This is a genomic window from Pseudoalteromonas sp. PSi26 (genome assembly GCF_054960575.1).
Genome location: NZ_JBHNYT010000006.1, coordinates 169,643 through 192,662 on the forward strand (window position 1 = coordinate 169,643; position 23,020 = coordinate 192,662).

Annotated in this window: 21 protein-coding genes; 13 read left to right on the forward strand and 8 right to left on the reverse strand. The window is 38.9% G+C overall.

Going from position 1 to position 23,020, the window contains the following annotated elements; genetic code table 11:
- Together ACFI34_RS08540 and ACFI34_RS08545 are read right to left on the reverse strand one after the other, a co-directional pair.
- Positions 1–1,917 (reverse strand): ATP-dependent DNA helicase, encoded by a 1,917-nt coding sequence (locus ACFI34_RS08540; RefSeq protein ID WP_462673175.1) that lies wholly within the window; start codon positions 1,915–1,917, stop codon positions 1–3.
- 129 nt (positions 1,918–2,046) lie between these two features.
- Positions 2,047–2,670: a transglutaminase-like domain-containing protein gene (locus ACFI34_RS08545; protein ID WP_462673176.1), complete on the reverse strand. Its 624-nt coding sequence runs from the start codon at positions 2,668–2,670 to the stop codon at positions 2,047–2,049.
- Positions 2,671–2,863: 193 nt separating this feature from the next.
- Here ACFI34_RS08545 and ACFI34_RS08550 point away from each other — a divergent pair, with 193 nt between their 5' ends.
- Positions 2,864–3,814: a GlxA family transcriptional regulator gene (locus ACFI34_RS08550; RefSeq protein ID WP_462673177.1), complete on the forward strand. Its 951-nt coding sequence runs from the start codon at positions 2,864–2,866 to the stop codon at positions 3,812–3,814.
- Positions 3,815–3,835: 21 nt separating this feature from the next.
- Here ACFI34_RS08550 and ACFI34_RS08555 read toward each other — a convergent pair whose 3' ends face one another.
- Positions 3,836–4,084 carry a hypothetical protein gene (locus ACFI34_RS08555; protein WP_462673178.1) on the reverse strand — a complete coding sequence of 83 codons (249 nt, stop codon included), beginning with the start codon at positions 4,082–4,084 and terminating at the stop codon, positions 3,836–3,838.
- A 402-nt stretch (positions 4,085–4,486) separates the two neighbouring features.
- Between ACFI34_RS08555 and hisG the strand changes: the two genes are divergently transcribed.
- From hisG to ACFI34_RS08610, 11 genes are all read left to right on the forward strand, one after another.
- Positions 4,487–5,386 (forward strand): ATP phosphoribosyltransferase, encoded by a 900-nt coding sequence (gene hisG, locus ACFI34_RS08560; protein ID WP_004586378.1) that lies wholly within the window; start codon positions 4,487–4,489, stop codon positions 5,384–5,386.
- A gap of 5 nt (positions 5,387–5,391) precedes the next feature.
- Entirely contained in the window at positions 5,392–6,693 is a 1,302-nt protein-coding gene (gene hisD / locus ACFI34_RS08565) for a histidinol dehydrogenase (RefSeq protein ID WP_462673179.1), read from the forward strand.
- Positions 6,683–7,792 (forward strand): histidinol-phosphate transaminase, encoded by a 1,110-nt coding sequence (gene hisC / locus ACFI34_RS08570; protein WP_462673180.1) that lies wholly within the window; start codon positions 6,683–6,685, stop codon positions 7,790–7,792. The genes hisD and hisC overlap by 11 nt, the downstream gene beginning before the upstream one ends.
- On the forward strand, positions 7,789–8,850 hold the full coding sequence (hisB, locus tag ACFI34_RS08575; RefSeq protein WP_024031732.1) for a bifunctional histidinol-phosphatase/imidazoleglycerol-phosphate dehydratase HisB: 1,062 nt from the start codon (positions 7,789–7,791) through the stop codon (positions 8,848–8,850). The genes hisC and hisB overlap by 4 nt, the downstream gene beginning before the upstream one ends.
- Positions 8,847–9,437 (forward strand): imidazole glycerol phosphate synthase subunit HisH, encoded by a 591-nt coding sequence (gene hisH, locus ACFI34_RS08580; RefSeq protein ID WP_462673181.1) that lies wholly within the window; start codon positions 8,847–8,849, stop codon positions 9,435–9,437. Before hisB ends, hisH begins: the two co-directional genes overlap by 4 nt.
- A gap of 33 nt (positions 9,438–9,470) precedes the next feature.
- Entirely contained in the window at positions 9,471–10,205 is a 735-nt protein-coding gene (locus ACFI34_RS08585; RefSeq protein WP_004586383.1) for a 1-(5-phosphoribosyl)-5-[(5-phosphoribosylamino)methylideneamino] imidazole-4-carboxamide isomerase, read from the forward strand.
- Positions 10,187–10,966: an imidazole glycerol phosphate synthase subunit HisF gene (hisF, locus tag ACFI34_RS08590; RefSeq protein WP_010556206.1), complete on the forward strand. Its 780-nt coding sequence runs from the start codon at positions 10,187–10,189 to the stop codon at positions 10,964–10,966. Before ACFI34_RS08585 ends, hisF begins: the two co-directional genes overlap by 19 nt.
- Entirely contained in the window at positions 10,957–11,571 is a 615-nt protein-coding gene (hisIE, locus tag ACFI34_RS08595) for a bifunctional phosphoribosyl-AMP cyclohydrolase/phosphoribosyl-ATP diphosphatase HisIE (RefSeq protein WP_010556207.1), read from the forward strand. The genes hisF and hisIE overlap by 10 nt, the downstream gene beginning before the upstream one ends.
- Positions 11,572–11,690: 119 nt before the next feature.
- Positions 11,691–12,221 carry a hypothetical protein gene (locus ACFI34_RS08600; protein ID WP_462673182.1) on the forward strand — a complete coding sequence of 177 codons (531 nt, stop codon included), beginning with the start codon at positions 11,691–11,693 and terminating at the stop codon, positions 12,219–12,221.
- 2 nt (positions 12,222–12,223) lie between these two features.
- Positions 12,224–12,409 (forward strand): DUF1289 domain-containing protein, encoded by a 186-nt coding sequence (locus tag ACFI34_RS08605; protein ID WP_462673183.1) that lies wholly within the window; start codon positions 12,224–12,226, stop codon positions 12,407–12,409.
- Positions 12,410–12,472: 63 nt separating this feature from the next.
- A complete protein-coding gene (locus tag ACFI34_RS08610; protein ID WP_462673184.1) occupies positions 12,473–13,270 on the forward strand; it encodes a glycosyltransferase family 25 protein in 798 nt (265 codons plus the stop codon).
- Here the strand turns inward: ACFI34_RS08610 and ACFI34_RS08615 are convergent.
- The 5 genes from ACFI34_RS08615 to ACFI34_RS08635 all read right to left on the reverse strand — a co-directional run bounded on the left by ACFI34_RS08615 (position 13,265) and on the right by ACFI34_RS08635 (position 21,256).
- Positions 13,265–14,881, reverse strand: coding sequence for a M56 family metallopeptidase (locus ACFI34_RS08615; RefSeq protein WP_462673238.1), 1,617 nt, complete (start codon positions 14,879–14,881; stop codon positions 13,265–13,267). The two genes, ACFI34_RS08610 and ACFI34_RS08615, sit on opposite strands and share 6 nt — an antisense overlap.
- An 11-nt stretch (positions 14,882–14,892) precedes the next feature.
- On the reverse strand, positions 14,893–15,273 hold the full coding sequence (locus ACFI34_RS08620) for a BlaI/MecI/CopY family transcriptional regulator (RefSeq protein WP_462673185.1): 381 nt from the start codon (positions 15,271–15,273) through the stop codon (positions 14,893–14,895).
- A gap of 258 nt (positions 15,274–15,531) precedes the next feature.
- Positions 15,532–16,803, reverse strand: a complete 1,272-nt coding sequence (locus ACFI34_RS08625) for an O-acetylhomoserine aminocarboxypropyltransferase/cysteine synthase family protein (protein ID WP_462673186.1) — start codon at positions 16,801–16,803, stop codon at positions 15,532–15,534.
- Between the two features lie 428 nt (positions 16,804–17,231).
- Positions 17,232–19,319: a sensor domain-containing protein gene (locus tag ACFI34_RS08630; RefSeq protein ID WP_462673187.1), complete on the reverse strand. Its 2,088-nt coding sequence runs from the start codon at positions 19,317–19,319 to the stop codon at positions 17,232–17,234.
- A 155-nt stretch (positions 19,320–19,474) separates the two neighbouring features.
- Positions 19,475–21,256, reverse strand: a complete 1,782-nt coding sequence (locus ACFI34_RS08635; RefSeq protein WP_462673188.1) for a M61 family metallopeptidase — start codon at positions 21,254–21,256, stop codon at positions 19,475–19,477.
- 204 nt (positions 21,257–21,460) lie between these two features.
- On the opposite strand from ACFI34_RS08635, the gene ACFI34_RS08640 reads away from it, so the two are divergent.
- Positions 21,461–22,996 carry a GGDEF domain-containing protein gene (locus tag ACFI34_RS08640; protein ID WP_462673189.1) on the forward strand — a complete coding sequence of 512 codons (1,536 nt, stop codon included), beginning with the start codon at positions 21,461–21,463 and terminating at the stop codon, positions 22,994–22,996.
- Positions 22,997–23,020: the final 24 nt, after the last annotated feature.

Sequence of the window (23,020 nt, forward strand, 5' to 3'; positions counted from 1 at the left end):
CTAATTAATTTGTTGTAAAAATGTATTAGCGACTTCTAAGCTTCGCGTACGACGCATTGCAGGTAAGCTTTTTAAGAACACTTGACCATATTGGCGTGTTACTAATCTATTATCACATATAACAAGCACGCCTTTATCTTTGCTATCGCGAATTAATCGCCCTACACCTTGCTTTAAGGCAATAACTGCTTGTGGTAATTGGATATGTGCAAATGGGTCTTTTCCCTGCATTTGGCAATCCTGCATTTTAGCTTGCAACAAGGGGTCGTCTGGCGATGCAAAAGGCAATTTATCTATAATAACACAGCTTAATGTACTACCTCTCACATCTACCCCTTCCCAAAATGATGCCGTACCGAGTAGAACTGCATTACCATGGCGGGTAAATTTTTCTAAAATAATCCGCTTAGACATTTGCCCTTGCATATAAACGGGGTAGTCTATTTGCGTTGTGAGCCCCTCTGCAACTAAATGCATCATACGGTAACTTGTAAAAAGCACAAAACAGCGCCCTTGCGCTGATTTTATAAGCTCAAGGGTTAATTTTACAATAGCATGAGGCATATTATCAGCATGCGATTCTGGCAAGTATCTTGGCAAACACAATAATGCTTGGTTTGGGTAATCAAACGGGCTGTCAACCATCATGCTTTGTGCTGGTTTTAGCCCTAAGCTTGCATTAAAGTGGTCAAGCTTATTATCAACCGAAAGCGTTGCAGAGGTAAACACAAATGCAGCACCGGTGTCTTGCATCATTTGTGAAAATTTTGCCGATACATTTAACGGCGTAATATTTATAGTTAAAAAGCGCCGTGTTGTCTCATACCAGTAACTAAAACCAGTTTGTGCTGTATCAAAAACCCGCTCTAATTGACCTTTAAATGCTAAAGCCCGTTCAAACGGGTGTTCTATTTTATCGCTTCTGTCTAAGCATAGTTTTAGTACTTGATAAACAAAGTCCAAATCGCTAATGACACGATGCAGTGCTGCACATATTTGCTTATCGCTAAGCTTTTCTCGCCAATCACCTCTACTGCCATCGACACCAAACTGCAAGCGTAAATCAGCTACACTGGTCTCTAATTTATTTAAGCTTTTACCAAGTTGTAACATATCAGGAATTTCAGCTCGGTATATCGCGCGTAAATCGTTAATTAAATCCACCAGCTTTTTAGTACTTACACTTTCACCAAAATAGTCGCTGGCAATTTCGCTTAGTTGGTGAGCTTCATCAAAAATATAAGCGTCGGCTGTGGGCATCAATTCAGCAAAGCCACTTTCTTTAACAGCCATATCTGCAAAAAATAAGTGATGATTAATAACAACAACGTCAGCTTCAGCAGCAGTTAAACGCGCTTTTCGTATGTAACACTCTTGAAAGTCTGGACACTCTTTACCTAAACAATTATCTGCAGTGGAGTTCACATAAGGTAAAACTTTGGCGTCATCTTCTATACCAATACAATCAGCTAAATCGCCTGATTGTGTTTCACTTGCAAATTTAGCAACCATGGCAAGTTGATGCATAACATCGGGATCGTCTGTAGGCACATGCGCAACATGTTGATTTAGCCTATAAGTACATAAGTAATTAGCGCGACCTTTTAGTAAAGCCGTTTTTTTTGTAGCACTGAGTGCCTTTACTAATTGAGGTAAATCACGATGATACAGTTGCTCTTGCAATGCTTTTGAGCCAGTAGAAATAATTGTTCTACCCTTAGATTTAAGCGCGGGAGCCAAGTAAGCGAACGTTTTGCCCGTACCTGTGCCGGCCTCAACAACGAGTTGGGAACTGTTTTTTAACGCTTGGGCAACTGCAACGGCCATATCAATTTGCGGTTGACGTGGTGTGTAGCCATCAAAAGATAACGCTAAGGGGCCGGTTGCACTAAACAATTGTTTGATAACAGCAATCACATTTTAAAAACAATAGCGCGATTTTACGTAAGGCTGTAACCAAGGGCAAGCAAATCCCCCTCCTAACAAAATATAAAAAATTAAAATTAAGTACTAAAGACTGCAAAAGGAGCAATACATATAAAATATTTACTTACCAATATTTGAAAAATCGAGAGCTAAATGCGGGTAATAGTGATCACAACTTTTGTTAATAAGTGCCGTTGGCATTGCCGCAAATTGCCCATGATCTTTTAAATACTCCATATGCTTTTCGCCGTCAGCAGTAAATTGATGAAATAAAGAGTGGTTAACCCCATCAAATTCTAATGGCTTTATACTAACGAGGTCACATAGCTCTTTATTAAAGGCAGGTGTCGATTTCACCCACTTTCCCTCAATGAACTGTTCTACATAAGCGTGCATTGTAAACACATCATTTTTTAGTAACTTGTCTAACTTAGGTGTACTTAAATGATTACGAACATCTGCCAAACCCAAGCGGGCAGGAATATTAATAGCTCGGCTTAATGCAATTTGTAATGATGCCTTTGGAATACAGTATGCTGCTTTATTGTCTAAGCAATAGTCACTACTAAGTGACATTGCCCCATCTAAAAGTGTAAAAGGATCATATTTAATTCCATCTCTTACAAGATAATAAATTGAAACGGCCTTAGTACGTTCGTCATGGCCTTTAACATTTTTCAACCAGTTATTTATTTCACTGTGCTTTTGATTAAAATAAGCATCATTTTGTATATACTGCTGCAAACTTTTCCCCTTTGTGACTCTTATTTTTATAAATTAATATATTTAAAGTAAATTCACTATAAAATAAAATACTTTAAAACAATAACTTATAAAATAAGCATTATTTAAAGTAGGTTTTAATGTTACTAATACAAAAAGTAAAATAATATGTCTGCACGGGTATTTTTAACAGTCCGATTGGGCCAAGTGAACTATGAAAAATATAGCAATTATTGCCTACGAGGGATGCTGGGCCGTCAGCGTATTATTAGCTAAAGACTTTTTTACCATTGTTTCGTTACTCGACGCGCATTATTCATTACCTCAAGGTTATAACGTAGAAATAATTACGACAGACGGTGCACCTATAACAAGCTCAAGTAACACACTGGTTGTTGCCGATAATTCGCTTTCTGACAAACCGTATGATTTAGTGATTATTCCACCAATTGAGGGCTCTAAATTAAAGAGTATGCCCTCAAGCAGTAAATTAATAATTGAATGGTTAATACCTATAATCAATAGTAGTACGTCTATTCTCAGCTTAAGCACCGGTTCTTATTTTTTAGCCGCCACAGGCGAGTTAAATAAAACAGCCATTGCAACTCATTGGAGTTTGGTTAAACCATTGAGCAAACTATTTCCCGACTGCCAGTTTATTAATCATAAATCGTATTTAAAAATGGGAAATATCTATACAACGGGCTCTTTTGAGGCGGGAATAAGTGTACTACTAGAAATAGTTGCAAAAGACAAAGGCGATCGCTTTTCCCAGCAATGTGCCACACATTTACTAATTTCTGACTCTGGTAAGTTAAATTTTGCTTTACCAAAATATAGTAGCCACAGAGACGAAAAAATTAGTGAAGTGCAAGACTGGATTTATAATCACTCAAGCAGCGTAATCACTATCGTTGAGTTAGCAAAATACTTTAATTCTAGTGAGCGCAATTTAAAGAGGCGATTTACGCAAGCAACCGGTATATCTATAAATAGGTACGTGCAAGAAGTGAGAATAGACAAAGCTAAAAAACTGTTACTGTCTACAGATAAAACCGTAAACGAGATATCAATTAACGTAGGCTACGAAAACAGCAGTTTCTTCACCCGCCTGTTTAAAAAAAGCACAGGGCTAACACCCGCAAAGTGGCGTAAAAATGCATAATAAGTTTTAATTTTTGGGCACTTATGCCCATGTGTCTAAATGCTCAATACCATCGTCATCCTGATTAACGCTCTTTTTCTGGATTGATGGTTGAGTCTCATCACTTAAACCGTTTAGTTTTTTCTTTTTCTGTAATTCTTTCTTTTTTTTGTTTTCAAGTTCTACTTTTTCACTCGCCGCGCTACTTTGCACACCTGCAATATGGAATGCCCCTTTAGTTTCAATTGATAGTCGCGTTATTCTACCCAAATAAGGGATCATTATATCCATTAATACATCCTTAAAGCCAAATTGTGAGGAAAAATCAACCAGTTGATATAATACAAACTTATGCGGTTACATCTATAGTATCGGCAGTTATAAGGTATGCTTTAATTAAGATTAAAAAACACTTGCCATAGTGGTGCAAAATATGTTTATATAATCGCGAAATTTACCAAAAACATATATTTGTTGAGCGTTACGTTAGTAACGAACAGCACAAAGGAAATAAAATGCGCTTAAACCTGACAACAGTACATCATCACCACCATTCACCGGAATAACCTGTCAGGTCTTTCGCTGAGAGGTTATTCCTAAAAGGAACCTCTGGCGATTCAAAACACATTGATTCATTTTCGCCCTGAGGTTCCCCTCGGGGTTTTTAATTTTTAAATTAAAGGAAAATGAATAATGAGTAACACAAATCGTCTACGTATCGCCATCCAAAAAGGCGGTCGCCTGTCTAAAGATTGTCAAGATTTACTAAAGCAACTAGGTGTTAAATTAAACCTACGTGAACAACGCTTAATTGCACACTCAACCAATATGCCAATTGACGTACTTCGTGTGCGCGATGACGATATTCCAGGCTTAGTAATGGACGGTGTTTGTGATTTAGGTATTGTTGGTGAAAACGTACTAGTAGAAGTACAAGCCGAACGTGAACGCCAGGGTGTACCAAGCGAAGTTAGCAAACTAGCAAAACTAGACTTTGGTTACTGCCGCCTTGCACTTGCATGGCCACAAGAGCTTGGCCCACGTGATAAAAGCTGGTTTGAAGGCAAACGTATTGCAACAACCTACCCAGAAATATTAACGCAGTGGTTAAAGCGCGAAGGCATTAATGCAAGCACTGTAATGCTTACAGGCTCAGTAGAAGTAGCCCCACGTGCCGGTCTTTCAGATGCAATTTGTGATTTAGTTTCTACCGGTGCAACGCTTGAAGCGAACGGCTTGATTCAAGGTGATACAATTTTAGAATCAAACGCGTGTTTAATTCAAAATAAAGATCTGCAAGATGAAGACAAACTAGCGCTAATCAATAAGCTTATGCCGCGCCTTCGTGGTGTTAAACAAGCTAAAGAAAGCAAATACATTATGCTACACGCGCCAAAAACTAAACTTGATGAAATTTGCGAAATTTTACCAGGCTCTGGCCAACCTACTCTACTTGCACTTGCTGGTAACGAAGAGTACGTAGCGCTTCACATGGTAAGCAGCGAAACATTATTTTGGGAAACAATGGAGCAACTTAAAGCCCTAGGCGCTAACTCTATTTTAGTAATGCCAATTGAAAAAATGATGGAGTAAGTACCATGCTTCGTTGGAATGAGGAATCTTCACAAGTACAAGCAGCGGCGCTAATGCGCCCTGCGGTTTCTGCCAGCGCAAAGGTTGAAGCTATATGCCAAACAATTATGAGCGATGTGAAAGAGCAAGGTGATAAAGCCTTACTTGATATGGCTAAACAGTTTGATAATAGAGCTAACCCTCGTTTACGTGTACCGCTTGATGAAATAAACGCATCAGAGCAAGCACTAAGCGCAGAGCTTAAATACGCAATTGACACCGCTTATGCAAATGTTAAACGTTTTCACGAAGCGCAATTGCCTAAAGATATTAAGTTATCAACCCAACCTGGCGTTGAATGTGAACTGAAATATCAGGCCATCGAAGCTGTGGGTATTTATGTACCTGGTGGCAGTGCTCCACTGCCATCATCGGTTATTATGCAAGGTGTACTTGCACAATTAAGTGGTGCTAAAACCGTCGTACTTGCAACCCCTGTGCAAGGAGATGAAAGCATTAACCCTGCAATATTATATGCAGCTAAGTTATGTGGCATTACAACTTTAATTGAAAGTGGTGGCGCAGGTGCTATAGCTGCAATGGCCTACGGCACCGAATCAGTGCCTAAAGTGAACAAAATTTTTGGCCCAGGTAATAGCTTTGTAACGATGGCCAAACAGCTTGTTGCGCAAACAATCCCTGGAATGGCAATCGATATGCCAGCAGGCCCATCTGAAGTATTAGTAATTGCAGATGAGCGTGCAAATCCAGAATTTATAGCCGCAGATTTACTCTCGCAAGCCGAGCACGGCGCAGACTCACAAGTTATTTTATTGTGTAACAGCGAAAGTATCATTGAGCAAACGCAGCAGGCGCTTACACGTCAGCTTGCTAACTTAAGCCGCAAAGATACAGCCGAGCAAGCTCTGGCTAATTCATCACTTATTTTAGTGGACTCTGTTGAGCAAGCATTTGACGTATCAGCGCAATATGGCCCTGAGCACTTAATTTTGCAATTAGCAGATTCAACACCTTACTTAGATAAAGTAAAAAATGCAGGCTCGGTATTTGTTGGCGACTACACGCCAGAATCAGCGGGCGATTACGCATCGGGTACTAACCACGTGTTACCTACCTACGGTTACAGTGCAACCTATTCAAGCTTAAACTTGCTTGATTTTTTCCGCACTTACACAGTACAAACTATAAGTAAAAGTGGATTAACACAGCTTTCAAAAGCTATTTTACCACTAGCAGATGCAGAAGGCCTTGATGCACACGCAAATGCGGTTTCAATTCGTTTAGAGGCAATTAAAAATGAGCAATGAGAGCGCACAAGCGACAAGCTTATTACCACAAAATATTGCAGCTCTTGCTGCCTATAGCTCTGCTAAAAGTGAAAAGCTAACCGGTACGACGTGGTTAAATGCCAATGAAAGCCCGTACGCTAAAAATATTGAACTGAGTATTGAAGATTTAAATCGCTACCCAGATCCACAACCGCAACTGGTTATTGACCGTTATGCTGCGTATACAGAGCTTGAAAGCGAAAACGTATTAATGACGCGCGGCGCCGATGAAGGCATTGAGCTTTTAGTACGCACCTACTGCGAACCTGCAAAAGACAGCATTGCGTTATTTTTGCCAACTTACGGTATGTACAAAGTAACCGCTGATACGCACAACGTTGCAATCAATGGCTTAACCCAAACGCTATTACTTGATGGCAGTGTTGATGAAATAGTTGAGGCAGTGGGCAGCTCAAAACTTGTGTTTATTTGTAATCCAAATAACCCAACAGGTAGCCTAACACCGCTTAATAAAGTAAAAGCAATTGCAACAGCGCTTGCGGGAAAAGCACTAGTCATTGTTGATGAAGCCTATATTGAATTTTGCCCAGAGCAAAGCGCCACAGCACTTATAAACGAATATAGTAATGTAGTGGTACTGCGCACTTTATCTAAAGCGTTTGCGCTTGCAGGGTTAAGAACCGGCTTTACACTTGCACAAGAAAGTGTGCTTGCACCTATTCGTAAAGTGATTGCGCCGTATCCGGTATCGGGTGTAGTAGCAAGTATTGCAGCACAAGCCATAGCGCCTGATGCAATTACATCAATGCGCCGCCAAGTGACTATTTTAAATAGTTTAAAAGCTAAACTTGTACAGTGGTTAAACGCATCCCCCACTGCATTAAAAATTCTCACTGGTGAAGGTAACTTTGTTACCTTAAAATTAGCCGACAAAAACTACTTTAAAGTAGCACTTGAACAAGGCTTAGTGATGCGCGCATTTACCCTGTACGGTGAAGACGATTGGCTTCGTATCTCAATTGGTAATGAGCAAGAACTTGAGCAAGTAAAAATTTGGTTAGATGGCCTTGATAAGCCAGCAACCTCAACTCTTTTATCAGGACAAGAAGTATCATGAGTAACCCCTATTTATTTATTGACCGTGACGGCACCATAATTGAAGAGCCAATCACCGACAAACAGGTAGACAGCCTAGAAAAATTAGCGTTTTTACCTGGTGTTATCCCGGCTTTATTACAGTTACAAGCCGCAGGATACCGCTTAGTAATGGTATCGAATCAAGATGGCTTAGGCACAGACAGCTTCCCTACGGCTGACTTTGATATAGCACAAGATAAAATGATGGACATACTGCAAAGCCAAGGCATTAGCTTTGATGAAGTATTGATTTGTCCACACTTTGACGAACAAAACTGTGATTGCCGTAAACCTAAAACAGGCTTACTTACCGAGCTTATGCGCTCAGGCAAAGTTGATTTAGCACGTTCATACGTGATTGGTGATCGCCAGACCGATATTGGCCTTGCTCAAAACTTATGTTGTGAAGGCATTTTGTATGATGGCAGCTGGCCTGCCATTGTTACAAAGCTTACAACTGCCAACCGCGAAGGCCGTGTTACGCGTAACACCAAAGAAACCCAAATTGATGTAGCCATAAACCTAGATCAAACTAAAAACGGTAGCATTGAAACCGGCCTTGGCTTTTTTGATCATATGCTTGATCAAATTCGCACCCACGCCAACATTGGTTTAAACATTAAAGCGAAAGGCGATTTACACATAGACGAGCACCACCTTGTTGAAGACATAGGTATTGCCCTAGGTGTTGCGCTTAAACAAGCGCTGGGTACTAAATCGCAAATAGCGCGCTATGGTTTTGCGCTACCTATGGATGAGTGTAAAGCTGAAGCACAAATTGATTTATCGGGCCGCGCTTCATTTGTATTAAACGCTAACTTTAGCCGCGAAAAAGCCGGCGATTTAGACGTACAAATGGTTGAGCACTTTTTCAAAAGCTTAAGCGATAATGCCGCTATTAGCCTTATTTTATCGGTGAGCGACGGTAACTGTCACCACCAAGTAGAAGGCTTATTTAAAGCGTTTTCACGCGCCCTTCGTATGGCGGTAGCACAAGACACGACCCAACAAACAGCCAGCTCTAAGGGATGTTTATGATTGCCATAATTAATACCGGATGTGCCAATATAAATTCAGTTCGTTTTGCCTTTGAACGTTTAGGTCAAACGCCAACAGTCATTACCTCGCCAGAGCAATTAGCCGGCTTTGAGCGTGCCATATTACCAGGCGTTGGTCATGCATCAGTTGCCATGAAGCGTTTAGTAGATAATGGCTGGAAACAAGCCATAAACGAATACCAGCGCCCACTTATGGGTATTTGCTTAGGTATGCAGTTACTGTGCGAAAGCACCGAAGAAGGTAACGTACAATGCTTAGGTAAAATACCAGGCCAAGTAAAAGCTCTTGATGTTGGCAATTTAACATCGCCGCATATGGGTTGGAATAACTTAAGCGTAAATAAAGAGCATGCACTTACCAAAGGCTTAACACAAGACGAGCAAGTGTACTTTGTACATAGCTTTGCGCACACCGTAAACGATGCAACACTTGTAAGCGGCGAATACGGCCAAACCTTTTCAGCCATAGTTGCAAAAGACAACTACGCTGGCATGCAGTTTCACCCAGAGCGCAGTGCAAAAGTAGGCACACGTTTATTACAAAATTTTGTTGATTGGCAGTTATAAACAGCCCATTAACCAACAATAAAGAGATTATTTGTGATTATTCCAGCATTAGACGTATTACAAAATCAAATTGTTCGTTTATACCAAGGTAAGTACGACACCGCTCAGTTTTATCCTTTTGAGCTTGGCGCACGGTTAAAAGAATACGCCGACAGCGGCGCAGGTAAATTGCACCTTGTAGATTTAGAAGGTGCACGCGATCCAAGTAAAAAACAGTGGCAACATATTCAAGCTGCAACTAAAGCGCTTAACGTACCGTATCAAGTGGGCGGCGGTATTCGCTCAGAGCAAGATGTAAGCGATTGGCTAAAAGCCGGTGCTAACCAAGTTGTTATTGGTTCTATGGCGGTAGAAAAACGCGAGCAAGTAAAAGCCTGGATTGAACAATTTGGCGCAGAGCACTTTGTTATTGCCCTTGATGTAAATAAAACAGCCACGGGCTGGGCACCTGCTACCCATGGTTGGTTAAGTGAATCTGAGTTTGGTCTACTTGAACTTGTAGATTTTTATGTAAGCTTGGGCGTTATTGATTTTTTATGTACGGACATCAGTAAAGATGGCACCATGACTGGCCCATCGTTTGAGCTTTACGAAGATTTAACTCGCCATAACAGCAGCATTAAAGTGCAAGCTTCGGGCGGCGTAAGCTCACTTGATGACATTAAAAAGCTTAAAGAGCTGGGCGTAGGTGGCGTTATTTTAGGTAAGTCACTACTTGATGGCGCATTTAGTGTTGAGGAGGCGTTGGCATGTTATCAAAACGCATAATTCCGTGTTTAGATGTTAAAGACGGCCAAGTAGTAAAAGGCGTTAAATTTAAAGGCCATGAAGTTGTTGGTGATATTTTAACAATGGCAAAAGCCTACAGCGATGCTGGTGCCGATGAACTGGTTTTTTACGAAATCAGCGCAAGTGTTGAAAAACGCCTACTTGATGTAAATTGGGTAGAGAGCATAGCCCGCCACATCGATATTCCATTTTGCGTGGCTGGCGGTATTAAATCGGTAGCCGATGCAGCACGTGTACTAGAGCGTGGCGCTGACAAAATCAGTATTAACAGCCCTGCTATTGCCCGCCCTGAGCTTATAAAAGAGCTACACGATGAATTTGGTAAGCAATGTGTTGTTGTAGGTATTGATAGCTTTTACGATGAAGTGACCGGCGAGTATTTAGTGTATCAATTAACCGGCGATCCTAATGCATCAAGCCGTACACGTTACAAAACCGAGGAATGGGTTAAACGCGTACAAGACTTAGGCGCAGGCGAAATTGTTTTAAACTGTATGAACCAAGATGGCGTACGTAACGGTTACGACAATGAGCAGTTAAGTAAAATGCGCGCATTATGTAATATTCCTTTAATCGCATCAGGCGGTGCAGGCAGTATGCAAGATTTTGTTGATGTATTTAAACAAAGCGAAGTCGATGGGGCATTAGCAGCAAGCGTTTTTCACAAAAATGTGATTAACATTGGCGAATTAAAACAATTTTTAACTGATAACCAAGTGGCAGCAAGACTATGCAAGTAACACAACAAAACCAAACTCAAGTAGATTTTGCTAAAAGCGAAATGATCCCTGCGATTGTTCAAGATGCTCGCTCTGGTGTTATTTTAATGCAAGGCTTCATGAACAGCGAAGCACTAAAGGTAACGCTTGAAAGTAACAAGGTAACCTTTTACTCGCGTTCAAAGTCACGTTTATGGACCAAAGGTGAGTCATCGGAAAACTACTTAAACGTAGTATCAGTACATACCGATTGTGACTACGACTCAATTTTAGTACTGGCTAATCCAGAAGGCCCAACATGTCACTTAGGCACACAAAGCTGCTTTGGTGATGATGCAAAACCTAGCCTAAGCTTTTTAGCGCAATTAGAAGATGTGATTGTTGAGCGTAAAAACGACGACCCAGCAAAAAGCTACACCGCTTCATTATTTGCTAAAGACTTAAGCCGTAGCTGTCAAAAAGTGGGCGAAGAAGGTGTAGAAGTAGCGCTTGCCGCAATGAAACACGATAACGATGAGCTTACTAACGAATCGGCTGATTTAATTTATCATCTTACTGTATTATTACAACGCCAAGGCTTAGCCCTAGAAGACGTTGTAAAATGCCTGCAAGGTCGCCATAAATAACGCGTGCTAAAGTAAGTTAAAAAGAGGCTCATATTTTATGGGCCTTTTTATTTTCCCTTTTAGTTGAATAAATGATGTGTGTTATAGTGCATGACTCAATTTATCGGTTACTGTGAACTATGAAAAACTATATTACCCTTCTTATTATCGTGTGTATTTTAGCGGGCTGTACAAGCAAAACTAATCAGACTACAACCAAAGCTACTACAACGAATCAGTCTGTAAAAACCACAGTCACATCAGATGAATGTAGCAGCATAAATAAACTAATAAATGGTTATGAGTTTGGTTTTAATTCAATCAAAACAGATAAAGTGAATAACCCGTTTTCAAACCAATGGCGCACTAATACTCATATCATTGGATCTGCCTGTACAATTACTTTAAATAAGTCTGATCAAGTAAGTTACCAATGCCAAACACCTGTTAAAGCGCAAACGCATGCAGTAAATTCGCATCAAACACTTGCTGAACAGTTACGCCAATGCCTATCAAAAACAGGTTGGTTTGAAAGCCAAAAAGAAACAGCCAGTTCAATTTACAGCACCTTTGTACTTGATACTAAAAATCCGGTTATTACACTGTCTACAAATCAAGAAGGTAATGGGTTTTCTACTCGCTTTGAAATTGCTCCACCGTTAGGATTTTAAAAATGCGAAAAACGAATAAAAAAACATCTAAATTAAAAAGCGACTGTTTAGGCATATGTGAACGTCGCAGCGGTTATTGCACTGGGTGCGGTCGAACTAATGAAGAAATATTTGATTGGATCATTCTCTCTCAAGAAGAAAAAAACGCCATTTTAGCACAGCCGCGAGCTGACTTAAAAAATCCATAAATTTGCCACTTGCGTGTAATAGCCCCCCTTTAGTATTACTAAAAACGGTAGGGGGTGAACATCATGGCAGCATTATTTGTAATAAACTTAGCGCGCTCCACGCAGCGACTCGCAAATACTCAAACGCAACTGGCACGTGTTAACTTGTCATTTGAACGGATTGATGCCGTAGATGGCGCACAATTAAGTACACACCAAAAGTTCCTACATTACAGCCCGCAATTGAATAAACAGCAGTATCACTATCCGCTAAGCAATGGCCAAATTGGCTGCTATTTAAGCCACCGTAAAGCATGGCAAAAAATAGTTGATGAAAAACTAGATTACGCGATTGTGCTCGAGGATGACTTTTATATTGATGAGAGCATTCATAATGCGATAAAAAATATTGAGCAGTTAAACCAGCCCTGGCAGCTTATTAAACTCGCCGCATATGAAAACCGCACTCGCCCTATTGCCTATCAGCAAAACCTAAATAACCACCAGCGATTAGTCATACATAAAAAGCTAATGACCGGCTGCTGTGCTACAGCAATAAGCTATGAAGGGGCTAAGCAATTACTTAAAGCCACAGCTCAATTTGGCCGCCCTGTAGATTGCGACTTACAACATATTTGGGAAACCCACGTAAATGGTTTTTCGCTTATGCCATACCCTGTTTCGCAAAATACCGACATACAGAGCGATATTGCAAGCTGCGCTACTAAAACCAAGGTCAAAAAAGCTTTTTTGAGGCGTAAAGCACAGCAAATTAAGAGCTGTATTTTTAATAAGGTTTATACAAGCGCCTTTGTAAAAAAAATTAAACATAATGAAAAAGGAGCCTCAAAGGCTCCAAGTTTAATTACTCAACGCTTATAACATCCTTAAAAGTTGAGAACCTGGTATGCCAGTTTGCGGTAATAACGCAGGGGTAACTGCAAATACTTCTGGGATTTTACTACTGATTTCGTTCATCTTTTTGCGGTTATTTTGTTTATCATAAACATAGTATTTAAGGATATTTCCGTATACATCATCTTTTGCATCAACCTGCTCTAGAGTTTTTAAAGCCTTATCGTAATCAGCAAGGTAAATATATGCCAGTGCTAAGTTATCAGCAGATCCAACATGTAGTTTCCCTCCAAGCTGTTTTGATAAATCTTCAAGCTCTACAACTGCAAGCTCATAACGCCCTAGTTGTATATACGCGGTTGCTAGTGAATTTTTTAAAAAGTAAGGCGGGTTACTACCAGGCTCATACCATTTTTCGTAAGCACTCAGTATATCTTCATATTGCTCGAGTTTAGAGTAAACGTGATTTAGCAGCCTAAAGCTTTGTAGTTTGATTTCACCTTCTTCAAAACCAGCAAGTTTATCTCTATTTAAGTGCCATTGTTGAATGCCTTGCGCAGCTTGGGTTAACAGTTCAGAGTTATCACTTTTTGCCCCTGCTGCACTTTTAAGAAGTTGTGCAAGTTGTTGATTATAAGCTTCACTTTTTACAGGTACCTGAGAAGTTTTACTACTTTGCTGTTTACTACTCGTATTACCATCTACAATTTGCGCTGCAGCTAAAGCACTAAAAGACATTGCCGCCGCAACCATAACCAAATATTTACTTTTCATTGTTTTTTCCTTGTTTAACATTTTGATCCTCTGAATATTAAAACTCTTAGAATGAGCAATATTCAAAAGTGGGGGGGTAAAAAAGTTAGGCGAGCTTTTAGCACTTTGCTCTTGTAGCAATAAACTAGCTAAATCCAATTGGTATTTACCTTTTAGTTTTTGCATACACAACTCATCACAGCTAAGTTCGAGTTGCTCTCTTGCTAAACCTGTTAACTTTAAGCAAATAGGGTTCCACCAAAAAACGCTTTCTATAAAACTAATAAGCCACGTCCAATAAATATCACCTTGTTGTAAATGGGTTACCTCGTGCTGAATGACTGAATCTAATTCTTCACGATTTACCATCGTCGACTCTAACCAAATAACAGGCTTTATTAATCCTGTAGCAAAAGCTGGCTCTGTATGGGTTGTTAGTCTAATTGAATACTGATTATTGATGTGTTTAAGTTCAGGACTAGGCTTTGAGTTAATGTATAAATTTTTTATAAGCTTTACATATAATCCCATGCGTAATAAAAACAATCCAAAACCAGCTAAAACTAAAACCGTAAAAACAATACTTAGTGATGGCAATAAGTCCCATATACTCATATCGCTTTGTAATTCATCCTTAATTGCTACTTGTTCAGCGTTTGGTATTAATGCTTTAACATCGGGAATCAATTGCGTCACGTTGAATGTGTAACGATTTGCCCCTTCAAATAACGGTAGCTGGGAAAAGTACTGCCAAGGGATAAACCAACATGCCAAGGCAATCATTAAAATGTAAAAATTTAATCGTGCAGGGGCATTTTTTAATCCTTTTACTGTAAGTAAAATGCATAAGCTAATTAGCGTGCAAGTTAGTAAATAATCCGTGATTACCCTCTCCTTTAATCTAACTTCTTATTTTTTAAAAGCGTTTGTAAGTATTCTATATCTTCATCATTTAGCTTTTCTTCTTTGATAAAGTAGGCAATTAAACTACGAGAATTACCTTTAAAAAATCGTTGCATAAAACTAGGTATAGCTTGCTCCGATAACGCGTCTTGAGTCACGATTGTTCTAAAAACAATGGCTCGCCCTTCATGTCCACAGCGCTCAATCGCTCCTTTTTGCTCTAGCCTATCAACAATGGTTTTAACCGTTGTATAAGCTACTTGTTTATCTTTTTGCTTATCAGCTAAAAGCACTTTATGTAGTTGACTCGCAGTACAGGGTTCTTCCTGCCAAAGCAGCTGCATAATATCCATTTCAAAATCACTAAGTTTCATTGTCGCTCCTATTACTACACTTGTAGTGGCACTGTTACAAATGTAGTAGTAAGAAATCTTAGTGTCAATACAAAATTGACATATGAATAAAAAATAAACGGTAGAAATATATAAGACTTAGGGAGGATTCAGAATAGACCCATACAAAACAAGGGGTAGAAATTATTAATTGATTTTATAAAAACATAAAAAGCGAGAGTGTATTTTCAACTAACGCTTTTTATGCTTTAAAGTTTTTTATGAAAGGTAGTGAGGTAATTATGCTTTATCGAGCGCTTGGCTTACATCCGCAATTATGTCAGCAATGTTTTCAATACCGACCGATAGGCGAATTAAATCGCGGCTCACACCTGCGCTTGCAAGTTCTTCATCATTTAATTGACGGTGCGTGGTTGATGCTGGATGACAAGCCAGCGATTTAGCATCGCCAATATTAACTAAACGCAGGATCATATTAAGCGCATCAATAAAGCGTGTGCCTGCTTCAAGGCCGCCCGCGATACCAAAGCTTAAAATGCCTGAGGCTTTACCACTGGTGATTTTTTGGCTCATTGTATTATATGGGCTTGATGTTAAACCAGCGTAGTTAACCCAAAGAACTTTAGGATGATTTTCTAAATATTCAGCCAGTTGCTGCGCGTTTTCGCAGTGGCGGTCCATTCGTAAGCCTAAGGTTTCTAAGCCAATTAAAATGTCAGATGCATTTTTGGGCGCAAGTGCTGCACCGGTATTTCTCAGTGGCACTACTCTACAACGGCCTATAAAGGCTGCTTCTGCAAAGGCATCGGTATAGACCACATTGTGATACGACGGATCGGGCTCATTCATCATTGCAAAGCGTGTGGCATTGGCTTTCCAATCAAATTTACCTGAATCAACAATCATACCGCCAATAGCTGTACCGTGTCCGTTTATATACTTTGTCAGTGAATGAACCACTATATCAGCGCCTAGCTCAAATGGGCGGCATAAATACGGGGTCGCCACAGTATTATCAACAATAAGCGGCACACCTTTACTATGAGCAATCTTAGCTAAACGCTCAATATCAACAATATTACCTGCAGGGTTACCAATTGACTCACAAAAAACAGCACGGGTCTTGTCGTCAATCGCGTCTTCAAAGGCGCTAAAATCATCAGCTTTAACCATGCGTGCTTCAATACCTTGGCGGGGTAATGTATGGGCAAATAAATTATACGTACCGCCATATACTTGGCTGGTGCTGACAATATTAGTGCCTACTTCACACAAGCATTGAATCGCATAGGTAATAGCTGCCATGCCCGAGGCTACCGCTAGCGCGCCAATGCCCCCTTCCATTGCAGCAATACGCTGTTCAAGCACGGCATTGGTTGGGTTCATTATGCGGGTGTAAATATTTCCGGGTACTTTTAAATCGAATAAATCAGCACCGTGTTGCGTGTTATCAAACGTGTAAGATGAAGTATTATAAATAGGCACTGCTGCTGATTTCGTGGTTTCTTCAGACTCGTAACCATGGTGCAATGCTAATGACTCTAATTTCATAATTAATTCCTTTGGTAAATTATTAAAACATACCACTTAAGGGTAATTAAATGCACGAGAAAATATAAATTAACAATAAAGGAATAATATAATCTTTTAATCTGAAAATTAAGATTAAACTAGTTGATTTGATTTTATAGCTCCTACTAACTCATACTAGTGTATGCACCAAACTTGTTAATTCTTATTGTCTATTAAATTGTCACCTCAAAACATAGCAGACGCTGAATGTGTAGTGCAGATTTAACTCGACCGATTAAAGAGCGATGGCACAGTCAAAACCCAACAAATACGCGTTCATGCTGCTATATGGAAGTAATAAATTAAACGAAGCCTTAAATCGATTTATCCTTGAATTAGAAAATCATTTAAAAAATGTTATTTAAACACGGTAGTTACTCCGCACCCGTTACAAGGTTTACTGAATGTTAACTATAAAAACGTATCGAAAAATCAATGAGGTCCTGCCCAGGTATTGGTTTACTAAAATAATATCCTTGAGCTAGATCGCAACCAAGTTCTTTTAATATTGTGAGTTGTTCTTGAGTTTCAACTCCTTCTGCAACCACTCTTAACCCTAAACCATGAGACATGGCGATTGTTGCTTCTACTAAACTGTAATCCTCATTGTTTTCAGTAATCCCCCCAATAAAACCACGATCTATTTTTAATACATTAAACGGGTATTGCCTTAAGTAGCTCAGTGATGAATAACCCGTCCCAAAATCATCCATGGATAGAATAACCCCTAAATTTGTGATGTTGGTTAAAGTTTCAGTAATGGTAGATTCTCCAGTCATTAACACTCCTTCTGTAATTTCAAGCTCAAGGTTTTTAGGCTCAATATTCGCATTTAATAACGATGTTTTAATAAAGTTAAATAGACTTAAATCTTTAAATTGACTTGGAGATAAATTTACAGCGATAGTAAAGTCTTTATTTAACTTTTCTACGTTTTTCCATCGTTTGAGTAAGTGAAGTGATTCTTTAATAACAAACTCACCAATAGAAATAATTACGCCTGTTTTTTCTGCAATAGGGATAAACTCATCTGGTGCCACACTGCCAAGTACAGGGTTTAGCCACCTGAGTAATGCTTCTGCACCTATAATTTCGTTCTTTTTAACATCAAATTGCGGTTGATAATAAAGAATGAATTCATTGCGCTGCAATGCACCTCGCATTTGCTCTTCTATTGTTAAGCGTCGTTGGATTACAGTATTCATTTGTTTAGTAAAAAACGAGTATGTATTTCGGCCTAGAGCTTTGGCTTGATACATTGCCGTGTCGGCGTTTCTTAATAAGTCAGACACAGATTTGCCGTTATCTGGAAAAATTGCTATCCCAATGCTAATTGTTAACATTAACTCTCGCCCCTCAATTGTGAAAGGTTCTCGAAAATTTTGCAGGAGTTTTTCGGCAATACCCACAGCATTTTGTTGAGTGGAAATTCCTTTTGATAAAATAATGAACTCGTCGCCACCTAAGCGACCAATTGTGTCAGCTTTTCTTAATGCCCTTTGTAAACGATTGGCTGTTTCGATTAAAACTTTATCGCCAGCTTCATGACCTAGTGAATCGTTAATTTTTTTAAAATCATCTAAATCTAAGAAAAATACCGCTGCTTTTTCATCATTACGAGTCGCCTCAACTGTTAGCTGTGATAAACGGTCAAGAGCGAGTAAACGGTTTGGTAATTGTGTAAGGCTATCAAAATAAGCTTGTTTTCGTATTAATTGTTCTGATTGGTGTTGTTCGGTTATATCTCGAATAATTATCATTATTTGGTCGTATTTTAAAACTTTGTTAATTCTTGCTTCAAAATACACCTGCCCTTGAGGAACGGGCAGCTCATATTTAAACGTTACAATTTCATCTTGTTCAATTGCTTTTTCTATGTGAACTTCAAACTTTTTAGCAACACTCTTCGGTAAAATATCAAGCATATTATTACCAACAAATTGGTCAGGAGAAACATAGAGAGCTTCTCGATTATTAGCATGGTAATCAATAATTTTTCCGTTGTAATCCATTAAAAAAAGCAAGTCTGGGATTGCCTCAAAAATGGTTTTTAGCATTTGTTCTTTAAATGTGGCAATAGCTTGTGCTCTTTTTACATCCGACAAATCAATATCTATGCAATACATTTGCTTGTTTTTAAATTCATTTTCAAACATTGCATGGCTTGAATAAACGTATATGTCAGTTCCATTTTTATGTTTAAGCAAAATTTCTGCAGCAGGAATTGCAACACCTTCATTGATCCACTTTGTATGAGCGTCAACTACCATGTCTCTCATAGGGACTGGAACTATCAGTTCTTCTAGTTTTTTTCCAAGTGCCTCTTCTCGTTTATAGCCATATAGGAGTTCACTTCCTTTGTTCCAATACACAACTCGTCTTTGCTCATCATAACCTTGCACTGAGATTGAATTAACACTTTCAAATAATTGGTGCAATGAATCGTTAGTTACAAACTGTCTAGGTAATTGATTCACAATTGTGTTGGCGGTCATGCTGAGTCTATCTCCTATAAAATTTCCTTATTCTATAATAGAAGTTAATTGTTGAATTTCCATACACATATATTTAAAAAATAAGCTTAGGTTTATTTTTATTTGTTGGAACAATAAAAAAGGAGCCTCAGCTCCTTTTTTACTATTTTTAAATCCTATTTAGTATCATTGGGGTGCTCAACACCCATCCAAGCTTTGAAAAGGGCTTTTTGCTCCTCACTTGCTTGTAAATTAGCCGTTACCTTTTTAGGTTTATCAAACTTTTCAGTTAATACTAATGTGAGGCTTTGTAGTGCATCACGACGAATAAAGTCAATAACCACTTTATCTCCAGGTTTAAACGTCTCAAGGCTAGACTTTAAATCTTTACCAACATGGAGCTTATTAATAGCTACGATTTTATCGTTAGTTGTTAAGCCTGTTTTCCACGCGCTACCACCGCGTTGAACATGCGTTAATGTTAAAAGCTGGCCGGTATTTTTAGCCACTGCGTCTATGCTGGCAATAGCCTTAGCAGCTTTTGGTCGCTCAAAAGTCAAACCAACTTTATTAAGCAACTCGTCAAAATTAATATTTGCAGGTGAGTCAACATGCTCTTCCCACCAATTTGAGTAATCGAGACCTGTCAGGTTTTGTAAAATGCTTAGTACATCTTTTTCATCGAAGCCCGCTGGTAGCTTATGGTTGTTATATAGTGCTTTATGCACATCACGGTAACTTACTTTACCCGCTGTTTTTTCTAGTAGGTCAATATCAAGTACCATTGATAACAATGAGCCTTCTGAATATATATTGGTACTGTAATTACGTCCGTGATCCCCACCTTGGTTAATCCATTTATCAAAACTCGTTTCACTGGCACTTTGAACTTCTCTGCCTGGTGTTTGTAAGTGTCGATTAATGGTTTTTGTTAGCCCTTTAAAAAACTCATCTGTCGTCTCAATGCCTGAACGCACTAATAAATGATCCTCAAAGTAGCTTGTTGAGCCTTCTGCAATCCAAAGTAATTTTGAGTAATTCATATTGGTATAATCATAAGGGACCAATCCACTTGGACGATATGCTTTTACATTCCAAGTGTGAATAAACTCATGAGCTGCTGTGCTTATGAAACCTAAATAATCTTCACGAGAACCAAATCGATCACGAGGCCTTTGAATTATGGTCGAATTTAAATGCTCGGTTGCACCACCAGCGCCAGAAGTTGCATGCACCATAAACACGTAACGCTCATATGGGTAACTATCCCAAATTACATTACCGGTTGTTACTAGCTTTTTAAGATCACGCAGCATTAATTCAACGTCGTAGTTACCCTCTCCCCAAATAACTAATTCGTACTCACGTCCATCAACGTTAAATGAGTGAAGCTGGTTAATACCTGTTTCGATAGGCGAGTCCACAAGCACATCATAATTAGCTGCCTTGAACGAATGAGTAGAATCTAAATTATCCATTCCAGATACTGAACGCCACTGTTTCGGAACATCTAAATTAACCGTTACAGGCTCTTGTCGAAATGATTCGCTAAACATAAAAAAGCCAGAAGCGTCTATAAAAGCGTGGCTATCATCAATATGGCGAGCACGTTTACCAAGCTCGTTTGCATAAACCTGATACCCTACACTTACTTCTGTTGGTGTATCAATGTGAACACGCCATGTGCTGTGATCAATTTTTTCCCACTTTAAAGGATTACCCTCTTTATCTGTTGGGTTAAAGTAACGTACGCCATTGGCAAGATTTAGTATTTCATAACGACCGGTGCGCCAAGAAGGTAATTTAACATCAAGATGGGCTTGTGCTGATTTAGGGAATTGAACGCGCACATCACCAAGATGGTGTTGGGGCTGTTCAATACTCAATGAATAGTTAACATCTGCAAATGCAGATGCAGATAACGCAGCACAAATTGATAAAACTAATAACTTTTTCATAGAAACCTAACTAAGACCTTAATTGTGTTCAAGGTTAACAAGCGAACATTTAAATGTGAATTAAAAGCGATAAACACTCATGTATACGAGTTTGTACGCACTAGGTTAATAAAATTATAGAGTTTTTACCGAGATAACTACACTTAATATAAATTTGTTGTAGACTTAGAATAATAAAATTACAAATCATGGTGGCTTGCCTAGGTGTCAGAAAAATCTACTGCTACAGAGAAAAAACTTAAACAAGCAATTGGTGCGCGCATGGCACTTGAAGACGCGCGAAAACATCAAGTAGACACCCTTTCTATTTTCTCATCTAAATTATCTTTAGCCTGTAAGGGTCTAGATACGGAACTTGATAACAGACTTGCCAACTTTAGAAGCGCATTAAACAAAGGCGTTGGTTTTGACGATTTATCCCCTTTAATCGACGAAACGATAGAGCTGTTAAAAAAACAAGAAGCCATACAACTATCACAGCAACGTGACCTGCAAGAAAGTGTTTTATCTGCTGGCAGACAACTACAAAAAACCAAAGGCTTGCCAGAGGGTACACGCCGCTCGTTAAGAAACTTACTAGATCACGAAATGAGTAACGTCCACTCCACTCATGACTTTATTCCGCTATTAGAAAAATTAATAAGCTTTTATCATCAGGCGTTAAACACAAAGCTACGTGCTGATAGCAATATTAGTTGTGAGGCCACGCCTGCATTAGCACAAAAACTACTTGAACTGGCTAACGACTTAGTTCTTGAAGATGAAGCAAGTGTAGAAATTAAACGTATTAAGAGCATTATATCTGAAAGCGATAATTTAGAATCTTTGCTCGATACGGCCATAAATATAATTACTGTTGTTGTTAAAAATATAAATAAAGAACGAGAGTCAGCGCAAAGCTTTTTATCGTCGCTTAACCAAACAATTGAAGAACTACACAAATCAATAGTCGCTACAAGTAAGCACTCAACCTCAATGGGGGCTGAGTTTGAAAACCTGAATAAAAGTATTAAAAGTAAAATAGAAAGCTTAAACGAAAAAACACAATCTGCGACTTCTATTTCATCATTAAAAGAGCTTGTTGATAATGAATTAAAGTCGTTAACTCAAGACTTTATGGCAAAAGAAAAACTAGAACGCGAAGACAGAGAAATACTTGTATCGAGTTTTAATGAGATTAATGGCCGTATTGGAACGCTTGAAACAAAACTTACAAAATATAAAAAGCGCCTAAACGATCAACGTTTTAAAAGCCTACTAGACGGCTTAACTAAATTACCTAATAGAGCCGCTTTTGACGAACGCTACAATCACGAAATGCATTTATTTAATGTTCAGCAATCAAATGTTACGCTGGTCGTCATCGATGTTGACCACTTTAAGTCAATAAACGATAGATTTGGCCATACAGCTGGCGATATAACGTTGCAAGTTATTGCAAAAGCATTACAAAAGTCGATAAGAAAATCTGATTTTATAGCGCGATATGGCGGTGAAGAATTTGTGCTATTAATGAGCGAAACCACTGTTGATAATGCAGTTGCACCGCTTGAAAAACTCAGAAAAGTTATTAAGAATATCCCGTTTAAATTTAAAGATAAGCAAATTGAAATAACTATCTCCGTAGGCGCTACGCAATTAAAAAAAGGGGATACGCCAATTAAAGCTTTTGATAGAGCTGACGATGCTTTGTATGAAGCCAAAAATACTGGTAGAGACCGCCTTTGTATAAGTAAATAATGCCATACGGTTATAAATAATGTA